General features: G+C 44.4%; 22 protein-coding genes and 1 pseudogene. 11 read left to right on the top strand and 12 right to left on the bottom strand.

Annotated elements, in window-relative coordinates; genetic code table 11:
* Nucleotide 1: 1 nt before the first annotated feature.
* The 5 genes from AAA938_RS06985 to AAA938_RS06965 all read right to left on the bottom strand — a co-directional run bounded on the left by AAA938_RS06985 (nt 2) and on the right by AAA938_RS06965 (nt 5,071).
* On the bottom strand, nt 2-412 hold the full coding sequence (locus AAA938_RS06985; protein WP_338227913.1) for a putative toxin-antitoxin system toxin component, PIN family: 411 nt from the start codon (nt 410-412) through the stop codon (nt 2-4).
* Nucleotides 402-626: a hypothetical protein gene (locus AAA938_RS06980; RefSeq protein WP_338227912.1), complete on the bottom strand. Its 225-nt coding sequence runs from the start codon at nt 624-626 to the stop codon at nt 402-404. The genes AAA938_RS06985 and AAA938_RS06980 overlap by 11 nt, the downstream gene beginning before the upstream one ends.
* Before the next feature lie 9 nt (nt 627-635).
* Nucleotides 636-1,169: a gluconate 2-dehydrogenase subunit 3 family protein gene (locus tag AAA938_RS06975; protein ID WP_338227911.1), complete on the bottom strand. Its 534-nt coding sequence runs from the start codon at nt 1,167-1,169 to the stop codon at nt 636-638.
* 109 nt (nt 1,170-1,278) lie between these two features.
* Nucleotides 1,279-3,639, bottom strand: coding sequence for a patatin-like phospholipase family protein (locus AAA938_RS06970; protein ID WP_338227910.1), 2,361 nt, complete (start codon nt 3,637-3,639; stop codon nt 1,279-1,281).
* Between the two features lie 7 nt (nt 3,640-3,646).
* Nucleotides 3,647-5,071 carry an amidohydrolase gene (locus tag AAA938_RS06965; protein WP_338227909.1) on the bottom strand — a complete coding sequence of 475 codons (1,425 nt, stop codon included), beginning with the start codon at nt 5,069-5,071 and terminating at the stop codon, nt 3,647-3,649.
* Between the two features lie 217 nt (nt 5,072-5,288).
* On the opposite strand from AAA938_RS06965, the gene AAA938_RS06960 reads away from it, so the two are divergent.
* Nucleotides 5,289-6,272, top strand: coding sequence for a c-type cytochrome (locus AAA938_RS06960; protein ID WP_338227908.1), 984 nt, complete (start codon nt 5,289-5,291; stop codon nt 6,270-6,272).
* Nucleotides 6,273-6,461: 189 nt separating this feature from the next.
* Nucleotides 6,462-8,135 (top strand): bifunctional metallophosphatase/5'-nucleotidase, encoded by a 1,674-nt coding sequence (locus tag AAA938_RS06955; RefSeq protein ID WP_338227907.1) that lies wholly within the window; start codon nt 6,462-6,464, stop codon nt 8,133-8,135.
* Nucleotides 8,136-8,193: 58 nt separating this feature from the next.
* On the opposite strand, the gene AAA938_RS06950 is transcribed toward AAA938_RS06955, so the two are convergent.
* Genes AAA938_RS06950 through AAA938_RS06940 form a run of 3 tightly spaced genes read right to left on the bottom strand, consistent with a single transcriptional unit; the run spans nt 8,194 to nt 8,951 of the window.
* Entirely contained in the window at nt 8,194-8,376 is a 183-nt protein-coding gene (locus tag AAA938_RS06950) for a hypothetical protein (RefSeq protein ID WP_338227906.1), read from the bottom strand.
* On the bottom strand, nt 8,366-8,566 hold the full coding sequence (locus AAA938_RS06945) for a helix-turn-helix transcriptional regulator (RefSeq protein ID WP_338227905.1): 201 nt from the start codon (nt 8,564-8,566) through the stop codon (nt 8,366-8,368). The genes AAA938_RS06950 and AAA938_RS06945 overlap by 11 nt, the downstream gene beginning before the upstream one ends.
* The gene (locus AAA938_RS06940) at nt 8,559-8,951 is read right to left on the bottom strand and encodes a hypothetical protein (protein WP_338227904.1); all 393 of its coding nucleotides are present in this window, start codon (nt 8,949-8,951) and stop codon (nt 8,559-8,561) included. Before AAA938_RS06940 ends, AAA938_RS06945 begins: the two co-directional genes overlap by 8 nt.
* A gap of 123 nt (nt 8,952-9,074) precedes the next feature.
* On the opposite strand from AAA938_RS06940, the gene AAA938_RS06935 reads away from it, so the two are divergent.
* The gene (locus AAA938_RS06935) at nt 9,075-11,159 is read left to right on the top strand and encodes an acylase (protein ID WP_338227903.1); all 2,085 of its coding nucleotides are present in this window, start codon (nt 9,075-9,077) and stop codon (nt 11,157-11,159) included.
* Nucleotides 11,160-11,191: 32 nt separating this feature from the next.
* On the opposite strand, the pseudogene AAA938_RS20260 reads toward AAA938_RS06935, so the two are convergent.
* A pseudogene (locus AAA938_RS20260) lies at nt 11,192-11,372 on the bottom strand (transposase); the annotation flags it as partial.
* Between the two features lie 246 nt (nt 11,373-11,618).
* The gene (locus AAA938_RS06930) at nt 11,619-12,647 is read right to left on the bottom strand and encodes a cyanophycinase (RefSeq protein ID WP_338227902.1); all 1,029 of its coding nucleotides are present in this window, start codon (nt 12,645-12,647) and stop codon (nt 11,619-11,621) included.
* Between the two features lie 243 nt (nt 12,648-12,890).
* On the opposite strand from AAA938_RS06930, the gene AAA938_RS06925 reads away from it, so the two are divergent.
* The 8 genes from AAA938_RS06925 (at nt 12,891) to AAA938_RS06890 (ending at nt 19,977) form a co-directional block, all read left to right on the top strand.
* Nucleotides 12,891-13,559: an N-acetylmuramoyl-L-alanine amidase gene (locus AAA938_RS06925; protein ID WP_338227901.1), complete on the top strand. Its 669-nt coding sequence runs from the start codon at nt 12,891-12,893 to the stop codon at nt 13,557-13,559.
* A gap of 8 nt (nt 13,560-13,567) precedes the next feature.
* Nucleotides 13,568-15,217, top strand: coding sequence for a glycoside hydrolase family 10-like protein (locus AAA938_RS06920; RefSeq protein WP_338227900.1), 1,650 nt, complete (start codon nt 13,568-13,570; stop codon nt 15,215-15,217).
* On the top strand, nt 15,214-15,693 hold the full coding sequence (locus tag AAA938_RS06915; RefSeq protein WP_338227899.1) for a GNAT family N-acetyltransferase: 480 nt from the start codon (nt 15,214-15,216) through the stop codon (nt 15,691-15,693). The genes AAA938_RS06920 and AAA938_RS06915 overlap by 4 nt, the downstream gene beginning before the upstream one ends.
* On the top strand, nt 15,690-16,955 hold the full coding sequence (locus AAA938_RS06910) for an MFS transporter (RefSeq protein ID WP_338227898.1): 1,266 nt from the start codon (nt 15,690-15,692) through the stop codon (nt 16,953-16,955). Before AAA938_RS06915 ends, AAA938_RS06910 begins: the two co-directional genes overlap by 4 nt.
* A 249-nt stretch (nt 16,956-17,204) precedes the next feature.
* On the top strand, nt 17,205-18,698 hold the full coding sequence (locus AAA938_RS06905) for a glycoside hydrolase family 3 protein (protein WP_338227897.1): 1,494 nt from the start codon (nt 17,205-17,207) through the stop codon (nt 18,696-18,698).
* A 51-nt stretch (nt 18,699-18,749) separates the two neighbouring features.
* The gene (locus AAA938_RS06900; protein WP_338227896.1) at nt 18,750-19,160 is read left to right on the top strand and encodes a hypothetical protein; all 411 of its coding nucleotides are present in this window, start codon (nt 18,750-18,752) and stop codon (nt 19,158-19,160) included.
* Nucleotides 19,161-19,394: 234 nt separating this feature from the next.
* A complete protein-coding gene (locus AAA938_RS06895; RefSeq protein WP_338221735.1) occupies nt 19,395-19,694 on the top strand; it encodes a type II toxin-antitoxin system RelE/ParE family toxin in 300 nt (99 codons plus the stop codon).
* Nucleotide 19,695: 1 nt separating this feature from the next.
* Nucleotides 19,696-19,977, top strand: coding sequence for an addiction module antidote protein (locus tag AAA938_RS06890; RefSeq protein WP_338227895.1), 282 nt, complete (start codon nt 19,696-19,698; stop codon nt 19,975-19,977).
* 92 nt (nt 19,978-20,069) lie between these two features.
* Here AAA938_RS06890 and AAA938_RS06885 read toward each other — a convergent pair whose 3' ends face one another.
* Together AAA938_RS06885 and AAA938_RS06880 are read right to left on the bottom strand one after the other, a co-directional pair.
* Nucleotides 20,070-21,206, bottom strand: a complete 1,137-nt coding sequence (locus AAA938_RS06885) for an aldose epimerase family protein (protein WP_338227894.1) — start codon at nt 21,204-21,206, stop codon at nt 20,070-20,072.
* Nucleotides 21,207-21,346: 140 nt separating this feature from the next.
* Nucleotides 21,347-22,714, bottom strand: coding sequence for an amidohydrolase family protein (locus AAA938_RS06880; RefSeq protein ID WP_338227893.1), 1,368 nt, complete (start codon nt 22,712-22,714; stop codon nt 21,347-21,349).
* Nucleotides 22,715-22,876 lie beyond the last annotated feature (162 nt).

Below are 22,876 nucleotides of genomic sequence, written 5' to 3'. Positions count from 1 at the left end.
CTTACTTAAATTTTTCAAGGAATTCTCGTGGAGAGATAATTTCAGTATTGTGGAATCTTTTTAAAGTGAGCAGGTCATTATCTCCCGTGATTAGGAAATCAGCCTGACTTTCAAGGGCTAGATTAAGAAACTTATCGTCCTTTGGATCTCTACAGATTGAAACATTACTTTTCACAAGTTGAAACTGAAGCTCCTTCACCAGAATACTTTGGAAAAACAACAATTCATCATTACTGTAATACTTTCTGAATTTGGGCCTTTGAAGAACCCCAACTACTTCCTTGAAACATTCGTCAGAAGTCAGCAAAACTCCAATTTCAAGCCCCCTCCTGAACGAATCTGCAACCCTTGAATCGGGAGAAAGGAGGGTGCTGACAAGACAGTTGGTATCAAATATTATCTTAATCCTCATTCAGTATCTGATTGAGAATATCCTCCGTCAATCCTTTCTCAGATGCATTTTTGCGAATTTCTCTCAGTCTCTCCCAGTAATCTATGTTTTTAGATTTTTCGCTCTGGGAAATGATTTTAGAAACCAATTCATTGATTTCTTTTTTCTTTTTATCCTCCAATGCATTCCAAGCATTAGCTACACTTTTGGAAACTTCTATGGTTATCTTTTCCATGATCCTTCTTTAAGAAATAGGCACATCCACACATCCATGATAGTAGCCGGGAGCTACTTTATAATCCCGGTAATTGACCATGACTTCCTTAACTGTGGTAAAGCCCATGATCGTATTGGATCGCATTAAACTGTAGAACTTTTCTTCCTCCTCTACCCCGGAGTCTTTGAGTGCGAGCAAGCTTTTCTCTTTTTCCTCTTGGGAAAGGTCCAAAAAACCAGCTTTTCCCAAGGATTTCAACTGGGTCTTGATCAAATCCTGATCTTCTTTTTCGTAGCATTTTTCGAAGAGCTTGATCAAAAACTGGTCTGTCCCGGTACTGATTGCACCTATGGGCTGGGCATCAGGAATAGGCAAGATGGGAGGCAAGCCCTCGGGAATAAAGGTTTCAGCGATTGCCGAAATCAATTGCTCCTCCTCGAAAGAGAAAAAGCCCGCGTGGGTCAGGCGATCTACGATTTGCCATTTCCAGTCTGCGAAGACCAATCCTGCAATTCCAGCCACCGAACCTCCGATGATTTTCAATGATTTGCGTCTATCCATGATTTCGAATTAGGGAAAAGAAATATTCTTTACAAGTTAGATTATTTTAAAAAAGAGTTGGAAAATGAAGGATGTAATTCCACCAGCGGAAAAAAATTTGAAGCCTAATCTATCGATCAGTTTGGTTCAAAGAAAACCCTAAGGAAAAGTAAGATCTAAACCTCTTATCCGTGGTATTGGAGCTGATTCCAAAGGAGATCGGACCCAGTATGGATTGGTAAGAGATATCTGCCCCATACCCGAAATAAACCTCATCTTGGAATATTTCATCGGCCCATTTGCCATCGGAAATTGGATCTGCATCGCTGAATCCCACACTGTTGATTCCAGCTCTTACAAAGATCTTGTTTAAGGGGATGAATTGGACATCCAAGCCCAATTTCAGAAAATTGGAAGTGGTGACTTCTGCATAATTGAGCCCCCAAAACCGGGTATCATTGAATCGGATATTCTGATAGCCTCCCAGATAAAATTCCTGAAACGATTTTACGCCCTCATTATTTGATAGCGTAATAGATCCAGCGACGATCGGCTGGACCTGAAATCGGCGGCTAAGCGGAAGCAGTTTGGAATATCTTCCATACATACTCAGGTAAGGGTCCGGAGTAAGGGACTCGGCCAACAGGTCCACAAAACTTTCAGGAAAACCCACCTGAACTCCGTCAAAATTGAAAAACACCGAATCTACTCCCGCTCTAAGATTGATGCCTACCCAGTTTTTGAAATTAAAAGTCCCTTCGATCAATCCTTCTGCACCACGGGTCGGAAAATTCCTGTCATTCTGGGAGTTGCGATAGTACCTCACCCTAAACCCCAAATGGGACTGGAACGCATTTTTGATATCCTCTGGGACTGTCGGATTGAGCCTTACTTTTGAGCTGGATGTCTCAAAAACACCCCCCACATACCAAGCCTCTTTCAGAGAGGAAGTAGAGATTAATTGAAGCTCTGCCCTCTGGTTTCTTTCAACATTTATATTGACTTCTCTACCTCCTTCGTACTCTGGAAGTTCCTGATTGAGGAAGTTGTAGCGGGCATTTAGTGCAAATTTCTTTTCTCTTCCAATGTATTTGTAATGATCCACCCTAAACTTAGGATTGGCTGACACATCACCCACAAATACTGTCCTGGAGGATTTCCCAATGAAATCTCGAGCTGTGAAATTGAGCAGGATTCCCGCCGAAAACTGATTATCGTAATGAAAAGCAAAGCTGAAAAGCTTAGAGGATTTCTCTTTTACCCGGATGATAAGGTCATAGGTATTTTCTCCCAGCCATCTCATGGAATAATCCACTTTATAAAATCCATTGATCCCAAAGACCCGCTGAATCCCTTCCTCGACCATGTCGCGGGTAACGGATTCTCCGGATTTTATTCCCAGTTTCGAAAGAATCAAAGAGGAAGGGAAAATAGAATTTCCTTGAACCTCTATCCTCCTTATTTTGGAGGACATTGCCTCCATTCCAATACCCGGAGAGGGAGAATCAAGCTGTAAGCTGTCAGCTAGTCGCTGAAATAAAGGCAGAAACTTTTCCCCAGTCTCATCTCCTAGACGAAGGATTTTATCAAAACTACCAAAACTACCGGTAGAATAAGGTCCCAAATCCGGCTTGATGTAGATGTCAGTTTGTTCGATATTCTCTCTTGTCTTTGCCAAGGACTTGGCCATAGAAAGCTGCATGAGAATGGCTCCAAAACCTTCGAGTTTCTTGGAATCAATGAAGTCTTCGTCACTCACGTTGACTCCGATGATAAATTCAGCCCCCATTTCTTTGGCGACATCTACCGGGAAGTTGTTCACCACTCCCCCGTCCACTACAATGGTAGAATCCAGCTGAAAAGCCGTGAATGCTGTGGGTATTGCAATACTTGATCTCAGTGCATCATGAAGATATCCTTTGGAAAAAACCACTGGCTCTCCGGTACTGACATCTGTGGCAATGCACCGAAAAGGAATCGGCAAGTCGTCAAAATCCGAAAACTGATTTGCCGGCCAGGTGAAATAGTGCAGTACCTCTGAGAGCATCTGACCTTCGATCAATCCTGAGGGTAGAGACACTTTACCATTGACCAAAGGAAGCTCAATGAGATATCGGTTGTAGTATTCTTTCTCTTCGAAGGCAATGGTTTCAAAGCCCACCCGATTGGAAATAATCAAGTCCCAATCTATAGATCTGATGATTTGCTCCAGCTCGTCGGCATTGTAGCCCATCGCATACAATCCCCCTACAACCGACCCCATGCTAGTTCCCACAATGTAATCCGGACGGATACCCGCTTTCTCCATGGCTCGCAGGACTCCTATGTGAGCCATTCCTTTTGCCCCGCCTCCACTCAGCACAAGTCCAATTTTTGGTTTTTCCGAAGGCTTTCCTGGGGTCTGAATAGCAGATGCTGCTTCAGGAAAACCTGAAAAACCAAAATGAAAAACAATAAGAAGGAATAAAGCGCGAGCCAAGGAAGTTTTCAAGGGAAAATTATTTTCTGTAATCCAAAGGTGCGCTTCTGTCACCTACCAAGGCCTCGTAAGTAAAGTCAGCCCCTCTTCTTCGATTCAGCTCATCCAAAGCAGTCTGAGTTACGGAAGGGTTTTGGAAAATATCCATAGCCGTGAGAGTGAGAGTTTTTGCAGCCACGAGCATTCCTTTTTGTCCAATGCTCATCCCTCCGGCAGCCACTGCTTGCCAAGTGTGAGCTGAAGTGCCCGGAACCCAAGTCGCTGCTCCAAGTCCCACAGTAGGAACCAACCAGCTGATATCACCCACGTCTGTAGAACCTCCGCCGCCTTTCTCTTCCACCAGAAACGGCGCTATTTTGGTAGCATCCTCAGGAGAAGCTTTTACTCCAGAGGGAAAAGTCTTGATGATATCCTCTGCAAATTTTCTCTCCTCAGGAGTATAATTCACTCCACCCACCAACTCTAGATTTTTATGCATGATTCGTGCAAGGGTTTCATTGGGAAGAAGGTTATATACGCCATTAATGATCTCGTATTCCATTCGCGTTTGAGTGCCCAAAGCTGCCCCTTCGGCTGCCTTGACCATTCGGTCAAAAATCTCCTTGACCACCTGGGCATCCGGGTGCCTCACGTAATGATAAGACTCTGCAAAAGCAGGAACGACATTGGGAGCCTCACCGCCCCGGGTGATGACGTAGTGCATTCGAGTCTCCATCGGCACGTGCTCCCGCATCAGATTGACCATGAAGTTCATGGACTCGACTGCATCCAAGGCAGATTTACCTCTCTCCGGCGCTGCAGCGGCATGAGAGGCCTCCCCGTAAAATCTAAACTTGGTTGAAATATTGGCTAAGGATGAAGTCGCGCCGGCTGCATTTTGAGAGCTTGGGTGCCAGTGTAGCATGGCATCTACATCGGAAATAAGACCTGCTCTTGCCATATAGACTTTGCCTCCACCACCTTCTTCTGCCGGGGTTCCATACACGCGGATGGTACCGGAGATTTGATTAGCCTTCATCCACTCCATCACGGTAATACCAGCTGCCACTGAAGCAGCCCCGAAAAGGTGATGCCCGCAAGCGTGACCTGCTCCACCTTCCACTACCGGTTCACGGAAAGGAACCGCTTTTTGAGACACTCCCGGTAAGGCATCGAATTCAGCCATAATGCCGATAACCGGTTTACCTGAGCCATATTCTGCCACAAATGCAGTAGGAATATCAGCTACCCCTGAAGTCACTTTAAACCCTGCATCACTTAGCGTTTTTTGAAGCAAAGCGGAGCTATTGGTCTCTAGGTAGCCCAATTCTGGATTTGCCCAGATCTGTCGGGCGATATCTCCATAAAAGTCAGCTTTGGAGTCCAACTTACTCAAAACTTCACTTTGTTGGCTAAACGCAGGCGAGACCAAGATCAGAAATACAACTAGAAAGAGCTTGTTCATGGGATTGATGGTTTGTTGGCTGTGAAAATAGAAAGTCTTTTTTCCTTGAAGAAGAAAATTCAAAATCTGTTTCACAAGAACCTTTAAATATTTCTTCAAATTGAAACTATCCAAGAAAAAAGATAACAATTACGGATTTTTACAAAACTTTTTATGGACAGAGGTTCCGAATCAAAATCCTAAAAATTAACTTTCTGATAACCAAGCCAAAAGCACTATGAATAAAATATTTAAAATCGCAGCCTACCTCCTAGGGGCTATTGTTTTGCTCTGGATCTGTGGGGTAGCCTTTCTCCAATTTGCCTTTCCCAAGGTAGACCCGGCACCTGAACTCACCATCGAATACACTCCTGACAGGATAGAAAATGGCGCTTACCTAGCAAACCACGTGGCTGTCTGTATGGATTGTCATTCCAAGCGCGACTTTTCTCTTTTCTCCGGACCTCCAACTCCCGGAACCTTGGGTGCAGGGGGAGATCGATTTGACCACAGCATAGGCTTGCCGGGTGTTTTTTATGCAAAAAACATTACCCCATTCGGGATTTCAAACTACACCGACGGTGAACTATTCCGGCTGATCACTACAGGAGTGACCAACGATGGCCGGGCCATGTTTCCGCTGATGCCTTATATGTATTATGGAAAAATGGATCCAGAAGACATCTACGACATCATTGCCTATATCCGATCTATTCCTTCTGTAGAAACTGATATTCCTGATTCTAAGGCAGATTTCCCTGTAAACCTGATTCTGAGAACCATGCCCCAAAATGCAGAGATGGTGACCAAACCCGATCCTTCAGATCAGATTGCCTACGGAGGCTATTTGGTGAATGCTTCCGGGTGCATTGAATGCCATACCCGAATGACTCCTCAAGGGGTAATAAATCATGAATTTGCATTTTCAGGGGGCAGAGACTTTCCTTTCCCTGATGGCTCGTTGGTAACCAGTTCCAATATTACTCCTGACGCGGAAACCGGCATTGGAAACTGGACAGAAGAGATATTCATTCAGCGGTTTAAACAATATGCAGATTCCGGCTATGTCATTCCAAAAGTCAATCTAGGAGAATTCAATTCCATTATGCCATGGACCATGTATGCCGGAATGAAAGAAGAAGACCTGAAAGCAATCTATGCATACCTACAAACTATCCCGGCCATGAAAAATGAGGTAGTCAGATTTACCGCAGCCAATTGATAGTTGATCTTTTGATTTGACCTTTAATAGAGGACCTCAGTTGTCTGAGGTCCTTTTTTTTTGGCTTTGTGACACCTGTCACCGAATTTTTGAAGGCTTAAATTCTATTTTTCGAAAGATTTTGGGGAGGTATTCCCTTACCCGAAAAATTTTAGATCCCTTTACATAAGCCCAGAAATACCTTACTAAATGAAATCCTCAAGAAGAAAATTCATAGCTCAGTTGAGTGCTTTGGGAGCCACTACCGGACTTACCGGAATCGCCTCTGCATCAACCCAGCCAGAAAAATCTCCCAAAGAAATCCCTACCTCCTTTACCGTTTCCATCTTACAAACCACTGACGTCCACTGCCAGATCCATCCTCATGATGAGTTATTTTGGGAAAATGGACAATCGGTATTTCGCAAGACAGGCGGTTATGCGCATCTCAAAACATTCGTAGAGAAACTCCGAAAGAAAAGCGAACATAGTTTCTTGATAGACACCGGAGATATGTTTCAGGGCTCGGAACTATCCGTGAAAACTACCGGTGAGGCCATGGTACCCCTACTAAATGAGATGGGCTACGACCTTTATCTTCCTGGCAACTGGGAGGTGATCTATTACAAAAAAGCCATGCAGCATCTCCTAGGGTCTCTGTATGCACCAAAAGTATGCGCCAATATGTACCATGACTTGGGTGAGGGAAAAAAGGGTGAACTCATCTTCCCGCCTTACCATATCTGGACTGTTAATGGGGTGAAAATAGGTTTCTTGGGCTATACCGATCACCTTGTCCCCATCCGACAATCCCCTAACTACAGCAAGGGAATCATCTACACCAAGCCGGAAGAGAATCTGGCTCACTACGTGGATGTGCTGAGAAATCAGGAAAAATGTGCCTTTGTGGCCATTATTGCCCATCTGGGTTTATCTCAGCAGCTGCATTTGGCCAACCTGCCCGCCTGTGAAGGAGTGGATTATATTCTGGGAGGAGATACCCACGAGCGGGTCAGAAAACCCATCCAATCCAAGTATGCCAAAGTCGTGGAACCCGGAGCTTTTGGTTCTTTTGTAGGAAAACTGGAATTAAAAATCGAAAACGGAAAAGTGGTCAGTGACCGCTATGACCTTTTGGAAGTGGATGCTGTAAAAAATGCTCCGGACAAAAAAATGACCCAATTGATTGCTCAAAATGAGCAACCTTTCCAAGAGGATATTTACCAGATTGCAGGCTATAGTACCGTGCCCCTTTATCGGTACTTTGTGATCGAAAACCCCATTGACACCATGATTCTTGATGCCATCAATTGGCAAGTACCTGAGGTGGACATAGTTCTTTCCAACGGATTCCGCTTTTGTCCCCCCAGAACCACCCCGGACAAGACCGGAAATATCCCGATTACCCATGGCTTCATCTACGACATGCTTCCTGTAGACAGCACGATCCGTACCGGAAAAGTGACTGGAACCCAAATCAAAAACTGGCTGGAAAAAGAACTGAACAATGTCTTTGCAGAAGATGCCTCCAAGCGTTTTGGTGGATGGGTGATCAAATTCAAAGGAATGGAAGTCGAATTCAATGCCTTTGGTGAAGAAGGTCATCGGGTTCAAAAAGCTTTGGTTCATGGAAAGCCTCTGGAGATGGAAAGAGTCTACACGATCTGTGCCTGTGAGCGGGACGGAGATCCGGATGATATGCTTTGCCGATTCAAAGGAGTAATGGATACAGAAAATACAGCCTATACACTTCATGAGGCTATGAAAAACTATTTGGCGAAAAATTCACCTGTAACTCCAATCCCACCAAAATCTGCCGTGGCGTTGGATGCTCCCGCCACTTTACTTACCCAGGTCCATGGCGTGGATTACGAATTCAGATAAAATCAACCAAGAGAAAGTTGCTTCAACCCCGAAAGCCGGCACTTTGATGCCGGCTTTATTATTTTTTGGCAGCATAAATCACATAAGACAGGCTTCCTGCTGCCATTCCAAAACCCACTCCCACAGACAGCCAAAGACCAAAATCGTCCTTAATTATACTCAGGGTAATTCCTAAAAAAACCCCAAGCAATAATCCACCCGAAATAAACATAGGGAGGTACTTTTCTTTTTCATTCTTCATCTTCAAAACTGAATAAATCCTCAATTCTTACTTCAAATACCTGCGCCAAATCATAGGCCAGTCTCAAGGAGGGGTTGTACTTGTTTTTCTCCAAAAACACGATCGTCTCCCTTCTCACCTTTACTCTTTTTGCCAAGTCTTCCTGCGTCATTTCTTTTTGCAATCTGAATTCCCGGATTCGGTTAGTCATTGGGCACACCTCTAAAATGAAAAAACAACCAGCTCAAAGCAAAAATGACAGCCATACCCAAAATCCCGGTCCCGATCAGCTCCTCCTGATCAAATGCTACCTGGTCTTTTAGCCAAAGCAGAAAAACCCAGAAATAAAGGGAAATGTAGTAAGAAAGCGAGGAGGTACGCAGCATGACCATTTTACTCAGTTCATCCTCCTGAGGCTCGCCTGATTTCCAGCTTTTTATCCTTCGCCCTAGAATAAAAACAGCAAATGCTACAATGACCAAGATGATTCCTAAGCTCCCCAAGTCAAACCCTGTCATGGAATCCTTGCTAAACCAAAGTACCAAGGTGATCGCCAGAAGGGCGAGTAGGACGAATAAGGCGATTACATTTTTCATGTCGATATGTGATATATTTCTAACACAATGTTAGAATTATTTAACATCTCATCCAAGAATAAAATCACGTTTTTTTAAACTTAAAGACCGAATCTTTACTTTTCAGAAAAAAACCATCTCTTCATGTCCAGAATTACCCTGCTGCTTCTGACCCTCTCCTTTTTCACTTTCTCATGCCAGCGAGTTTTAAAACCCTCCGGCTGGGATACTACTCAGGTTGAGATAGTACGAGACGAGTTTGGAGTACCTCATATTTTTGGAAAGAAAGATGCTGACGTAGCCTACGGGCTGGCTTGGGCACACGCAGAAGATGATTTTGAGACCATTCAGAAAACCATTTTGGCAGGAAAAGCCTTGGCAGGCCGGGTTTTCGGTGAGCAAGGGGCAGGAGTGGATTTCTTCGTCCATTTACTGGAAACCAAAAAAATAGCAAAGGAAAGATACGATGAGGCCTTCTCCCCTGATTTTAAAAAGGTCTTGGAGGGCTACGCTGTTGGCATGAATGATTATGCCCTGGCTCATCCGGAAGAAGTACTCTACCAGCCTGCATTCCCCATTACCCCAAAAGAAATAGTCTCGGCTTATATCCTTTCTCTTGCACAGATGTCCGGTGCCGACCGAGCCGTGCAAGCAATCGTGGGCGGAAATGTGGAAATGATTCCTGAAGACCCGATGCCCAAGGGGTCCAATGCCATCGCGGTTCATTCCAGCAGGACAGATTCCGGTGAAACCTTCCTGGCTATCAATTCCCACCAGCCTCTGGAAGGTCCGGTGGCCTGGTATGAGGCCCATCTTCAATCGGAAGAAGGCTGGAACATTCTGGGCGGGCTTTTCCCCGGCGGAGCCATGATTTTTCATGGAGCCAATGAACATTTGGGGTGGGCTCATACGGTAAATACTCCAGATTTTCTGGACCTCTATCAGCTAGAACTCAATCCCGATGACCAAAATGAATACCTCGTCGATGGAGAATGGCTGGAATTGGAATCACACTATGCCTGGCTGAAGGTTCGACTTTGGGATTGGATTACAATTCCTGTTCCGAAGAAAGTTTGGAAAAGCATCCATGGCCCGACTTTAATCACAGAACAGGGAGCATTTGCCATCCGATTGGGTGCGTTGGAGAGAATAGGAGCACCGGAACAATGGTGGAGAATGAACAAAGCCAAAAACTTTTCCGAATGGAAAGCTGCCATGAACTCCATGCAGTTAACCAATTTCAACACGGTCTATGCAGACAAATACGACACGATTTTTTACGTCAGCAATGGGCTCTTACCAAAAAGAACTCCCGGCTTTGACTACTCAGGTACCGTCCCGGGCAACACCAAAAATACCCTTTGGACAGAATTTCACGCATTCCAAGACCTTCCACAGCAGGTAAATCCAAGTTCTGGATACCTGTTCAACACCAACCATTCTCCATTTAAAGCCAGTGGATTGGAAGACAACCTGTTTTATGAGGATTATCCTGTTGAAATGGGTTTTGACTTGAGAGACAACAATCGCTCCGTCAGATTCAGAGAACTGATGCCCGATACAGGCAGGATCTCTTGGGAGGATTTTGAGCGGATCAAATTTGACCAGACCCTACCTCGGAACCTGGCTTTTCGCACTGACATGACTTCCCTTTTCTCCTTGGATTCCCTAGCGAATGAGGACATCAAATCGCAGATTCACAGGCTTCAAAATTGGGATCGGGAAGCTGCAATAGATAGTGAAGGCGCGGCGATCTTTGGTTTTATTTATTACTATTGGTGGGACCAGTTTGCCAAGGCAGGCAGAAGTTTTGACACAAAGCTGACCGAAGAAGAGGCCCTGATAGGCATCCGTGAGGCAAAAAAGCATTTTGAAACTCATTTCGGTAAGCCGATCGTGACCCTGGGAGAATACCAAAAGCTAATCCGTGGAGAGAAGATCTTGCCCCTTTGGGGCTTGGACGATGTGCTGGCTGCCATTCGGAGCAGCCCACAGGAAAATGGAACCCGAAAGGCCGTGCAGGGAGAATCCTACATTTTGATGGTCCGGTTTGGAGATGGACTTCCCGTATTGGAAAGCATCAATGTCTATGGGACAAGCAACCGACCCGAAAGTCCACACTTTTCAGACCAGATGGAGCGCTTTATAAATCGAGACCTCAAGCCGATGACTTTGGACAAGGAAGAGGTCATGAAAAAAGCCAAGCGGGTTTATCATCCGGGAGATTGATTTCTCCATATTTCTGAGGAAAAATGGCATTGAGAAGGTTTCAATCCGACAAAAACATGAACATGATGAGGGACGCCGTTAACGATAATTGACTTCTGACCTTTGTTGGTAATTATTCCAGCCATGTATTTGAAAACCTCCTCTCTACCAAGGCTTTTGAAGCAGGTTTTGTCTTCCTTTGACAGCGAAGATAAATCTGATGAAAAGTGTCAGCTATGATTAAAAAGGTTAAATATTGAATCAAAATTAGTTTTTCATAAAAAACCTAAGCTTAAGATCTTTATTCAAATTACCCTATCCTATTTTTTGCATTTCACCCCTTCGGGGTTTGTAACAAGAATCCCTCGCTTGTTATCAAAAACATTTCATCCCTTCGATTCTAAAATCTTTTCATCCCTTTGGGGTTTGGGAGTTTGGGAATAAAATTTATTGACAGTTCAACCAAAAAAGAGACGAGAATTAATTCACTTTTAGAATGCCATCTTCAACAAACCAAAAACCATCCCATTCCCAATCCCAAGTGGATAAGTCTAAAATGAGGGCCTCAGATTGATTTGTAGATATATATTTCAGCGCTTGTTGGCCTAAATTCCAATTTAGAGGAAAAGTACTTTGAAGCTTTTCTGGCTGCTCATCGGGGCGATTATCTTCCAGGAAGTATGCATAGGATTGACCCAATATACGGGCGAAACCATTTTTATCAATTACAACTGCAGTTCGTTCATCGACACCGATTGCTTTTAACGGTTTATTTGCTGAAACCTGTTTTAACCGGGCTAAAAAACTAACCAATCTTCCTTCCCGGTTTCTTTGATAGAAGTGCTGATCGGTGATGGTGTTTTTCAGAAAGGGATGATTAATTAGACTGGATTTCCGGACAGTCAATCGTCGATCAAATGGATTTTGCAATGCTTCCTGGCTAACAATTGAACCATTTTCGCCAGTGTAAACAAACTCACCCATTATCGCACAGCCAGCACTAGTTCCTCCAATAGGCACTTTTTTTTCATGAATAAGGTATTGAATGGCTTCTTCGACCAAGGTCCCCTCCCACATTTCCAAGTAAACTGACTGATCTCCTCCCGCAATGAACAATGCTTCGGCATTTTTAAGGGTCTGATACACCTGTTCGTTGTTAGCTGATTCTCTGGAATTCAACAGAAGCGTTTCGACGGAGTTTAGCCCGCCCATTTCAAATAGATAATCATTGTATCCATCTCCTCCGCTCGCACGGATTATGACCATATCTCCTCCTCCAGATCGCTCAATCATCCACTTCATAGCCGCATCTACATCAGTACTTCCTCCCATGAGCACCAAGCCTGATTCAGTTACTGCCTCCACATTTTCGGGATTTCCCACTTTTCCCTTGGAATAGGGATTCAAGGCTTGGGCAGGGTCAGAAGGTGTAGGTTGGCCTTGCCCATCACAAGAAAAAGAAATCACGAGGATTAATAAAAGAAATGGATTTGTTGATACTCTAGTCATAAATCAACTATTGGATTGTAATTCAAAAATAAAAGGGCTAGAATTATTACCTATCTTTTTCAGAATAAATTTTCAATTTGGGCACTTCATTTTTGGCAAAAAAGGGAATAGGACAAGATTGAATCAATAGTTAAAACCCAAACTGAAAAGAATTTTACTAGGATACTTGCCCAAATATAGGCTGAAGTTATAAGAATTCTGGCTAGTTTAGCTTTCAGGACCTAAACCGCAAACCCGAAAGATATGTCGAGAATTCATCAACATACAGCAATTTTTCTGATAGGTATGCTTACTTTATCCTGCAGCCCAAAAGCAAGCTTCCGAATCCTAGACAAACCCATTACCTGGAATTCAGAACGGGAACAGCTGTCTCTTCAATACCTGAAAGACCGTCATGGATTGGAAAAAAGCCAAGCTAGCATTGACCCTCAAATGGTCGTGGTGCATTGGACGGCCATTGACAATATTGAGGTGACTTTCGATGTCTTTGATCCACCTACGCTTGGAGGTCGGGCGGATTTGACCGGGGCAAGCAATCTGAATGTTTCCAGCCAATTTTTGATTGATCGGGATGGGACAATTTTTCGGCTTTTGCCGGATACCACTTTCGCTCGGCACACAATTGGCTTGAACTATTTGGCCATAGGAATTGAAAATATCGGAAGTGACGATATGCCTCTGACCAAAAAACAGCTGAAAGCGAATGAGGCTTTGATCCGCTATTTGAAAAGAAAATATCCTATCGACTATGTAATCGGGCATCATGAATACCAGAACTTTCAGGATACGGAACTTTGGAAAGAAGCCGATCCCAACTATCGGACTGTAAAAACTGACCCCGGAGACAAATTCATGAATCAACTGAGAAAAAACCTTTCTGACCTCAACCTCAAACCAGTACCCAAGCTTTAATCCCCTCCATGAATTCCACTTCAAAATGGGTCCTTTGGACCTTCGCTTGCCTATTTTTTCTCTCGGCATGTAAATCGCAAAAACCATCCGCCTCCGCTCCTCCCACCAATAAATCAACCGGACCCATATCTGGCACCCCAAAAACCACAGAAACCCTTCCTACCAAAACCCCGGTTAGGCCTCCCGTGGCACTTCAGCCCCTTGCTTACCGACTGCCCGATATACCCAGAGAATTTCGTGGGGTGTGGATTGCTACGGTGGCCAATATCGACTGGCCAATCTCAGGAACCGATCCCTGGGAAAAACAGAAAAGAGACTATTTGGCCCTTTTGGATTACTACAAGGACCTGAACTTCAATGCCGTCATCGTCCAAATCCGAACCGCGGGAGATGCATTCTACCCCAGCAACTATGCCCCGTGGTCAAAATACCTGACAGGAACCCAAGGCGTGGCACCCCAAACTCAGGAAAACCCACTCACCTGGATGATCAAAGAAGCCCATGACCGCGGGTTGGAATTCCATGCCTGGCTCAATCCCTACCGGGCGACCATGGATCTGAAAACAGAGGAGCTTAGTAAGTCTCACGATTTTTACCGGCATCGGGACTGGATGCTGAAATATGGCACCAAATGGTACTACGACCCGGGATTGCCTGAGGTCAAAAACCACCTTTTGGCCATCATTAAGGAAGTGGTGAGCAACTACGACATTGATGCCATCCATTTTGATGATTATTTCTATCCCTATCGGGAACCCAAACAGGAATTTCCCGACAAGGCTTCCTACAATAAGTACAAAAAACCCGGACAATCTTTGGAGGATTGGAGAAGGCAAAATGTGAATGAATTGATTTTTGCCCTGAATCAAACCATCAAATCCACCAAACCTTGGGTTCAATTTGGCATTTCTCCCTTCGGAGTATGGCGTAATCAGGACAAAGACCCCAAAGGCTCTCCCACCCGCGCAGGTCAGACCAATTACGATGATCTGTTTGCCGATGTCTTGCTCTGGATGAAAAATCAGTGGATCGATTACCTTATTCCCCAGCTCTATTGGAGCATGGAGCATCCTTTGGCTTCCCACCGCAAACTGGCCGATTGGTGGGCAAACAACAGCTACGGAATCCCCATTTACCTAGGAAATGGTCCTTACAAAGTCAGGGAAGACTCCGATGAAGCCTGGAAAAATCCTGGGGAAATCAACACCCAAGTAAACTACGGACGAACCCTGACCCAAATCCATGGCAACTCCTTTTTCTCTGCCAAATCCATATATTCCAAAAACAGGGATGTAGCTCAGCTACTCAAAAATGAGGTGTACGACCGACCTACCCTCCCGCCTTCTTTTGCTCCAAAAGCTCCTGCTGTGATCGAAATCCCGGTAGTTTTTGATGTGAAAAGCAACTCGGAAAAAACCCAAATCCAATTGGAAAAACCCTTGGATCCCGCCATCCGCTATGCTATGGTGCAGGGAGGAAATGAACTCGACACACTTCATGAAGCAATTATTCATACGGCTTGGGTAGGTGGATCGAGAGTCCGATATTTAGAAGTTCCGAGTCTGAATACCGACTATTTGGCCATCCGATGGATTGACCACTACGGAAGGATCGTTCAGACTCAGGTCTTCCAAACCCCAAAAAACACCCGCCCATGAAAGACATGCTTGTCCGCCTGATTGAACTCCCGGAGTCTTGGGCCTTGGAAGCCAAGTTGCAGGAAAAAGAGAACATCCATATCCGAAAAGCCATCGCCCCGGAAAAGCATCTAGTCTGCGATTGGGTTTTTGAGCATTTCGGTGCCTATTGGAAATCAGAGGTGGAGGTAGCTTTTTCCCGACAGCCGGTTTCCTGCTGGATTGCTCAGCGGGGAAATGAGATTTTGGGTTTTGCCTGCTACGAGTGCACGGCAAGGAATTTCTTTGGACCCACAGGTACCTTGGAATCCGAAAGGGGAAAAGGAATAGGAAAGCTGCTTTTACTTAAATCTCTGGAATCGCTGCGTGAAATGGGCTACGCCTATGCCATCATCGGGGGAGTCGGTCCGGCTGAGTTTTACGAGAAGGCTGTCGGAGCAAAAATCATCGAAGGCTCAGAAATCAGCATTTACCAGCATTTATTGAGAAAATCATGACCCAAAATCCCTCGAAAAACCCATGGATTTGGGTGCCCTCACTTTACCTGACCGAATCAGTTCCCTATGTCATCATCATCACTGTCTCAGTGATCATGTACAAGAGCCTGGGAATCTCCAACGCAGATATCGGCCTTTACACCTCCTTCCTTTATTTGCCTTGGGTGATCAAACCCATCTGGAGTCCGATTTTGGAGCTCTTTGGGAATAAAAAGAAATGGTTCCTGTCGATGCAGCTAATTCTTTCGCTGGTGTTTTTGGGAGTGGGATTGACCACAGGCTTGAATCAGTTTTTCACGATCACCTTAGCCTTCTTTTGGATGGGGGCCTTTGCCTCCGCCACCAATGACATCGCCTCGGACGGATTGTATTTAATTGCCTTGAAGCCCGATCAGCAAAGCTTTTTTGTGGGAATGCGAAGCACCTTTTACCGAGTGGGAATGATCACCGGACAAGGTTTGATCGTAGTGATCGCTGGTAACCTGGAAGAAAGCCTGGGAGATCCGACCAAAGCTTGGTCCTGGACCATGATCATTGTGGCGGGATTGATGCTTCTTCTGACTCTGGTCAACTTTTTCTCCACTCCCAACGTGCAGGAGATCCGGGTAAAAAAGGAAGATCAGCCCAGTTTTGGAAAGGTTTTTTCTACCTTTTTCACCAAGAAAAATATCGGGCTATCCCTGGGTTTTGTCCTGCTTTACCGCTTGGGTGAATCCCAATTGGTCAAGATGGCCTCTCCTTTCTTTTTGGATGAAAGAACGGCGGGAGGCTTGGGACTGAGCGTCACAGATGTGGGTTATTTGTACGGTACTTTAGGAGTGATTTCCCTTTTGGCAGGGGGAATCATCGGCGGAATTGTGATTTCCCGAGATGGCTTGGGCAAGTGGATGATGCCCATGGCTTTCGCTATCAATGCCCCAAATCTCGGTTATGTCTTGCTGGCTTGGCAACAACCCGAAGGCTTTGTTTTTCCTGCTTTTGTTGTCGTGATTGAGCAGTTGGGTTATGGATTTGGCTTTGCAGCTTACATGGTGTTTCTGATCTATCTGGCGGAAGGACTTTTCAAAACTGCCCATTATGCCTTGGCCACGGGTTTTATGGCCTTGGGCATGATGATTCCGGGGATGATTTCGGGCTATATGCAGGAGTGGCTGGACTATCCCGGGTTCTTTGTTTGGGTGGTGCTAGCCACGATTCCCAGTTTTGTCATGGCGTATGCGGTGAAGTATCCGAGGGAGTTTGGGAAGAAAGTAGAAAGCTAAATTCAGAATTCTGAAACTTAAGTGAATTAATAAATGCTTAAGTGATCAAAAAACAAATTTATACTTTGACGACACCTCGACAAGCTCGGTGTCCGGGAACTCAAAGTGTTTTGGGGTTGGAGAGAAAAGGAGGCTTTGCCTCCTTTTCTCTCCAACCCCACAGTTAAAATAAAACTACGGTGGTCGAGCTTGTCGAGACCAACCACCTAATTTTCAAATCTTTGAATTTTGCAATCTTCCAATCAGCAAATGAACAAATCCCAAAAAATAGCCCAATGCTTCTCACCGGCAGCATTTATTCACGATACGGAAGAAAACTACCAAGCCAACGAGCGTCTGATCGTGGAGCAGGAAATCGGCGGGTTGACTTTTTTTCATAGCCGGCATTCTGCAGCGGCCAATTTTGAAAAGCGGGCAGAGACCTTGGACGTTTCAGGCACTTTTGAAAAATTGATCCAACTGATCAATAGATACCAAAGACTTTCCAAAATTCCGCTTTTGATCAGCATTGATGGGGAATATGGATTGGCTATGCGAGTCGAAAAAACCCCACAATACCCCTTTGCCATCACCTTGGGAGCATTGAAAAAAGATGCAGAAAAGTGGGTGGAAGAAGTCGGCTATCGCATGGGCTTGGACATGAGGAGATCCGGAATTCACTTGAATCTTGCTCCCTGTGCCGATGTCAATACCAATCCTAATAACCCGGTCATCGGCTATCGCTCTTTTGGCGATCAGGCAGAAAAAGTGGCCAAACTCGCTTTTGCTGCCTATTCAGGAATGAAAAAAGCAGGAATCGAGGCTTGCCTGAAGCATTTTCCCGGTCACGGAGATACTGCGGTGGATTCCCATTTGGGTTTACCGATTTTGCACAAGACCAAAGCAGAACTTGAAGCCGAGGAATTGCTCCCCTTCCAATATGGAATCGATCGAGGAGTAGAAATGATCATGGTGGGGCACCTGGCTGTACCTGCCCTGACAGGAGGAAAGGATATTCCTGCAAGTATCAGCCGGGAATTGATCAATGATTTACTCAAGGGCGAGATGGGTTTCAAAGGGCTGGTAATTTCCGATGCGCTGAATATGAAAGCCGTTGCTAACCTTTATCCAGAACCTGGCGAACTCGAATGGCAGGCGTTCCATGCGGGAAATGACATTTTGTGCTTTTCAGATCATGTGAAAGAAGGAATTGAAAAAATTGCCCAAAATGCCTCAGAGGAAGAAGTGGATTCGGTTTTTGAAAAAGTCATGGACTTGAAAAAGCGATTGGGAGTAATGGAAAGTAAACAAATTGAGGTTCCAAGTTTCGATTGGGAAATCCATTCCCAACTCCAAAAAGACCTGGCGGAAAACTATGTTTCGGTGATTTCGGGGGAAATTAATCCTTCCGAACTTCAAGCCTTGGCCGAAGCTGGAAAGCTAGGGTATCGGGAGTTTTTCACCCAAAATCAAAGCATCTTTTCCAAGCAACTCAAGTTGAATTTTGTCCCGGTGGAACAAGCCGAAAAATTTATTTTAGCTGTCTTTGTCCCCAGTCACAAACCTTTGAATCAGTTTGGGATGAATCAAGCTGAACTCGATGAAATCAAAGAATTAGCAGATAGCAAACCTTGTATTCTGGTTCATTTCGGAAATCCTTTGGCCTTAAAGCACTTTGGGAAAATGGAAGGTTTCGAAGCAGTGATGTGTGGTTATCAGGGATTTGAGGAGGTGCAGGGGGTGGTCACCAAACTTTTTTCGTAGGCTAATCTATTGTAAATCCTTTTTACATTAAGATCCATAGAAATCAACCTTATGAATAGCACTCCAAAATACCGATCACCTGATGGTAAACATAAACTGAGTTTTATTTTAGAGGGGGAAATAAGATATGGGCCTTCATACTATAAACTTGAATTAAACGGAAAACCCATTAAAAATCGAATTTTTGGATTTGTTAACCTTTGGCATCCAGAGTCAAGGTTTTTGGCATTACAGGAATGGCTTACAACTGATTATCAAGAAGGGCCAATTACCTCTCTAACTATTATTGATTTAAAAGAAATGCTAATTGCGAATATTTCTACATTACAAAAAGGTTTTATATCTCCAATAAAATTTGAAGAAGATGTAATTCTCTACCAAAAAGATTATTCTTTTGGTCAAAAAAGAGAGTTTGAGATGGATTTAAGAACTGTTAAGAATTGGCAAAAAATGATCTTATAGAATTGAAAAAATAACAAAACCCTTCGATGGCTTTAAATTCCTTGGAGGGTTTCTTTTTTTACTTCTCTACCGAAAAACGATACTCGATGTTTTGGGTGTACTTCTCCCCTGGATTCAAGATTGGACTTGGGAAGTTGTCGTGATAGATGGCATCCGGCTAGTTTGAGGTAAAAAACCTCAAACAGAAAAAATCTTAAGTATTTTAATCTTGTATCCAAGTGATTACATTTACGTATGTTTCTTCTGGAGAAAACCTCAGAATTCGACAAGTGGCTTAAAAAATTGAATGACAGAAAAGCCAAAGCTAAAATCCTCTTGAGGTTACAACGAGTAGAAGCAGGGAACTTAGGAGATGTCTCTTCTGTCGGCGAAGGAATCGAAGAATTTCGGATCCATTATGGTCCGGGTTACAGAATTTACTTTCGGAGACAGGGAGAAAAAATTATACTCTTACTTGTGGGTGGGGATAAGAGTTCCCAGGAATCCGATATCAAAAAAGCAAAGGCTCTCTGGAATCAATACAAAGAAAACTAATATGGATACCTCAAAATTTGACATTGCCGAGTACCTCGATGATGAGGAGATGGTTCAGGAATACCTGAATACCGTACTCGAAGAAGGAAATGCTCAAGAAATCATTGTTGCGCTTGGCCATGTGGCAAAAGCGATAGGAATGTCACGGATTGCTGAACAAACCGGACTCAGCCGTCCAAGCCTTTACAAAGCCCTTTCCTCGGATTCAAAACCGCAATTTGAAACCATTCTAAAAGTAATCCGAGCGATCGGGGAAAACTTTCAATTGAAGGCAAGCCTGTAATTTTTTCAGACCTAATTCGGAATTTTTCCGAATTGACTCTCAAAAAATAACAAAACCCTCCAAAAGCTTTAGACTCTTGGAGGGTTCTTTTTTTACTTCTCCACCGAAAATCGATACTCGATGGTATGCTCATACTTCTCTCCAGGATTCAAGACCGGACTTGGGAAATTATCATGATTGATAGCATCCGGCCAGTTTTGAGATTCGAGGCAGAAGCCCCAATGAATATCATACGTTTTGCCATCTGCACCTGAGAAGTTGGAAAGGAAATTAGCGGTGTAAAATTGGACGCCTGCATTGTCAGAGTACATATCCATCACCCGCCCACTTTCCGGATGCTTGATTCGGACGAAGTGTTTCATTTCAGGGGTTCTTTCCATTTTCATGATCATATTGTGATCAAATCCCCCACCATTGGCAGCAATTTGATCTCCCAAGATTTTTGGAGTTCTGAAATCAAAGGGAGTTCCGGTCACGTCTTTTACCTCACCTGTTGGGATCAATTCCTCATCCACCGGTGTGTACGCATCCGCCCAAAACTGAAATTCATGATCCGTCACGTCCCGCTTCATTCCTCCCAGATTGAAATAGGTATGATTGGTCAGATTGAGAATGGTCTTTTTGTCGGTTGTTGACTCAAAGCGAATTCTAAGGGAATTATCCGTCGTCAACTCCATCCAAAGGGTGGTTTCCAAATTTCCTGGATAGCCTTCTTCCCCATCCACGCTGAGGTAGGTCATCTTTACACCCACTGTAGAGTCATTGGAGTAGGTTTCCGGAGTCCAGACTTTTTTATTGAAACCTTCCACTCCACCATGCAGGTGGTTATCTCCATTGGTTTTGGCCAGCGTGTACTTGGTTCCGTCCAAGGTAAATTCTGCATCGGCGATTCGATTGGCAACCCGACCTGCAGTGGCTCCAAAAAATGGATTGGGCTTGCTGAGGTATTCTTCCACAGTGTCGAAAGTGAGCGTGATGTTTTCCTTGTTTCCATTTTTATCGGGAGCGATGATTTTATGCACCAAACCTCCATAATTGGATAATTCCACTTGCATGGTGCCATTGTCAAGGACATAATGGAAAACCGGCTGGCCCTTGTGTTCGGCCACTTGTTGTGCTTTGATCATAAGATTGATTTCTTCTTTTATAGGTTCTTGGGTGGGTTTTTGGGAGCAGGAAAAAGCCATTGAAAGGATGGCTGTAATGCCTAGGATTGAGGTGTATTTCATGGGGTGGTTTATTGCAAAATTGAAAGATTTGAAAATTGGAAAATTAAGTGAAAAGGTGGCAAGGTTGTAAAGTTGTAAGGTTGCAAAAAGGCCTTAACTTCACCCAGCCCCTCGTAAATCGTAAATCCAAAACCGTAAATCTACTGCCTTAAATACTTCTGCCGAATCAGATTCAACTGAAGCTGGAGCTCATCCCGTTGGATAAATTTCCCCTGAATCATGATGGCCTGAGGTTTTTGCATGGTAGTCAGGTCTTCCAATGGATTCTTTTGAACTAATACAAACTCCGCAGCGGCACCGGGTTTCAATACTCCCCATTCCCCGCTTTCTTCAAAGTAGTCAGCACAATTGACTGAGCCGGTTTTCAGAATTTCATAATTGGACATGCCTGCTTTGGACATGGACTCGATCTCCCGATGAATGGAAAAACCAGGGACATTGAAGACCTGAGGGGAATCCGAACTCATGATCATCGGTACCCCTGCTTTGTGCAAATCCAAAAAGAGCTTTTGTCTAAACTCCAGAAAGGGTTTGACTTTGGCTTCAGCAAGTAACCCATCCGCTTCCAGCTTAGATTTGGTATTATACCATTGGGTGGTCAGCTGACCCGGAAGATAAAACATCTCAGGTTGCTGCCTTAATTCATAAGCAGGCTGATAGCCGAAATAGCGCTCGAAAAGTGTCAGAGTCGGGGCGATCCAAGTTTTATTTTCGAGACAAAGCTGAATCAATTCCTGCAGTTTGCTTTGATCTACCTGTCCCACCAAATTCAGGTTGAAAGGACCGGAAACCGCTGGGTCAATTACCGTCCCATCAGGAAGCATGGCTTCCAAAAACCCATCGATATGCTCCACGGAGCGATAGCCATTTTTCACCGAAGTGACCAATCCCACATCCAAAGAAACATGACCTCCATAATAGATCCCGACTTTTTTGGCTTCATCAGCAATGGCCAAAAACTTTGGATCGTCCAGTCCCGGGTGTAATTTCAGATGATCATATCCGGCAGACTTTTGGTCTCTGACCATCTGCCGGCCTGAATCGGGATTTTCTACTGAACTTCCATTTAGGGAAGGTCCTGAAATAAACATCCGAGGCCCGGCAATTTCTCCTGATTCTACTCGCTTTTTCAAGTCCAAATGAGATTCATGCCCCAGCATACTTCGGATTCTTAGCACCCCATTCGCCAAATACATCCACAAGACTTCCTCCTGGAAAACTGCCCCAAACTGATCAGGATTGGGCAGGTGCGCATGAAATTCCGCCAAACCGGGGAAGACATACATCCCACGTCCATCCAAGGTTCGGATACCCGCAACCGTGATTTCCTCCTCAGGAGCAATTTCCATAATCACCCCGTCTTTAACATAGATGGAATGATCTTCCAAAACCTGATCATTTTCCATGGTGATGATATTCACATGGTTGATCAACAATTCTTGGGAAAAAGAGGGATTCAAAATAAGACATCCCAAAAAGAGGACAAGGAGATATTTAAAAGCTTTCATAGGGCGGTGGGTTTTATACGAAACATAATTTCGCCTATTCCCCTATGGAAACCAATCCGATGGTGGATTTTTTGTATTTACCACCTAGATGTAAGGGAAAAATGCTCACAGATGACACAGATGCTCACAGATTTATTCATCTGTGATGATCTGTGTCATCTG

This window comes from Algoriphagus taiwanensis (assembly GCF_036245645.1).
Taxonomy (GTDB): Bacteria; Bacteroidota; Bacteroidia; order Cytophagales; family Cyclobacteriaceae; genus Algoriphagus; species Algoriphagus taiwanensis.
Note: the sequence above shows the minus strand (reverse complement) of the source record. Positions and strands in the feature narration are given on the sequence as shown.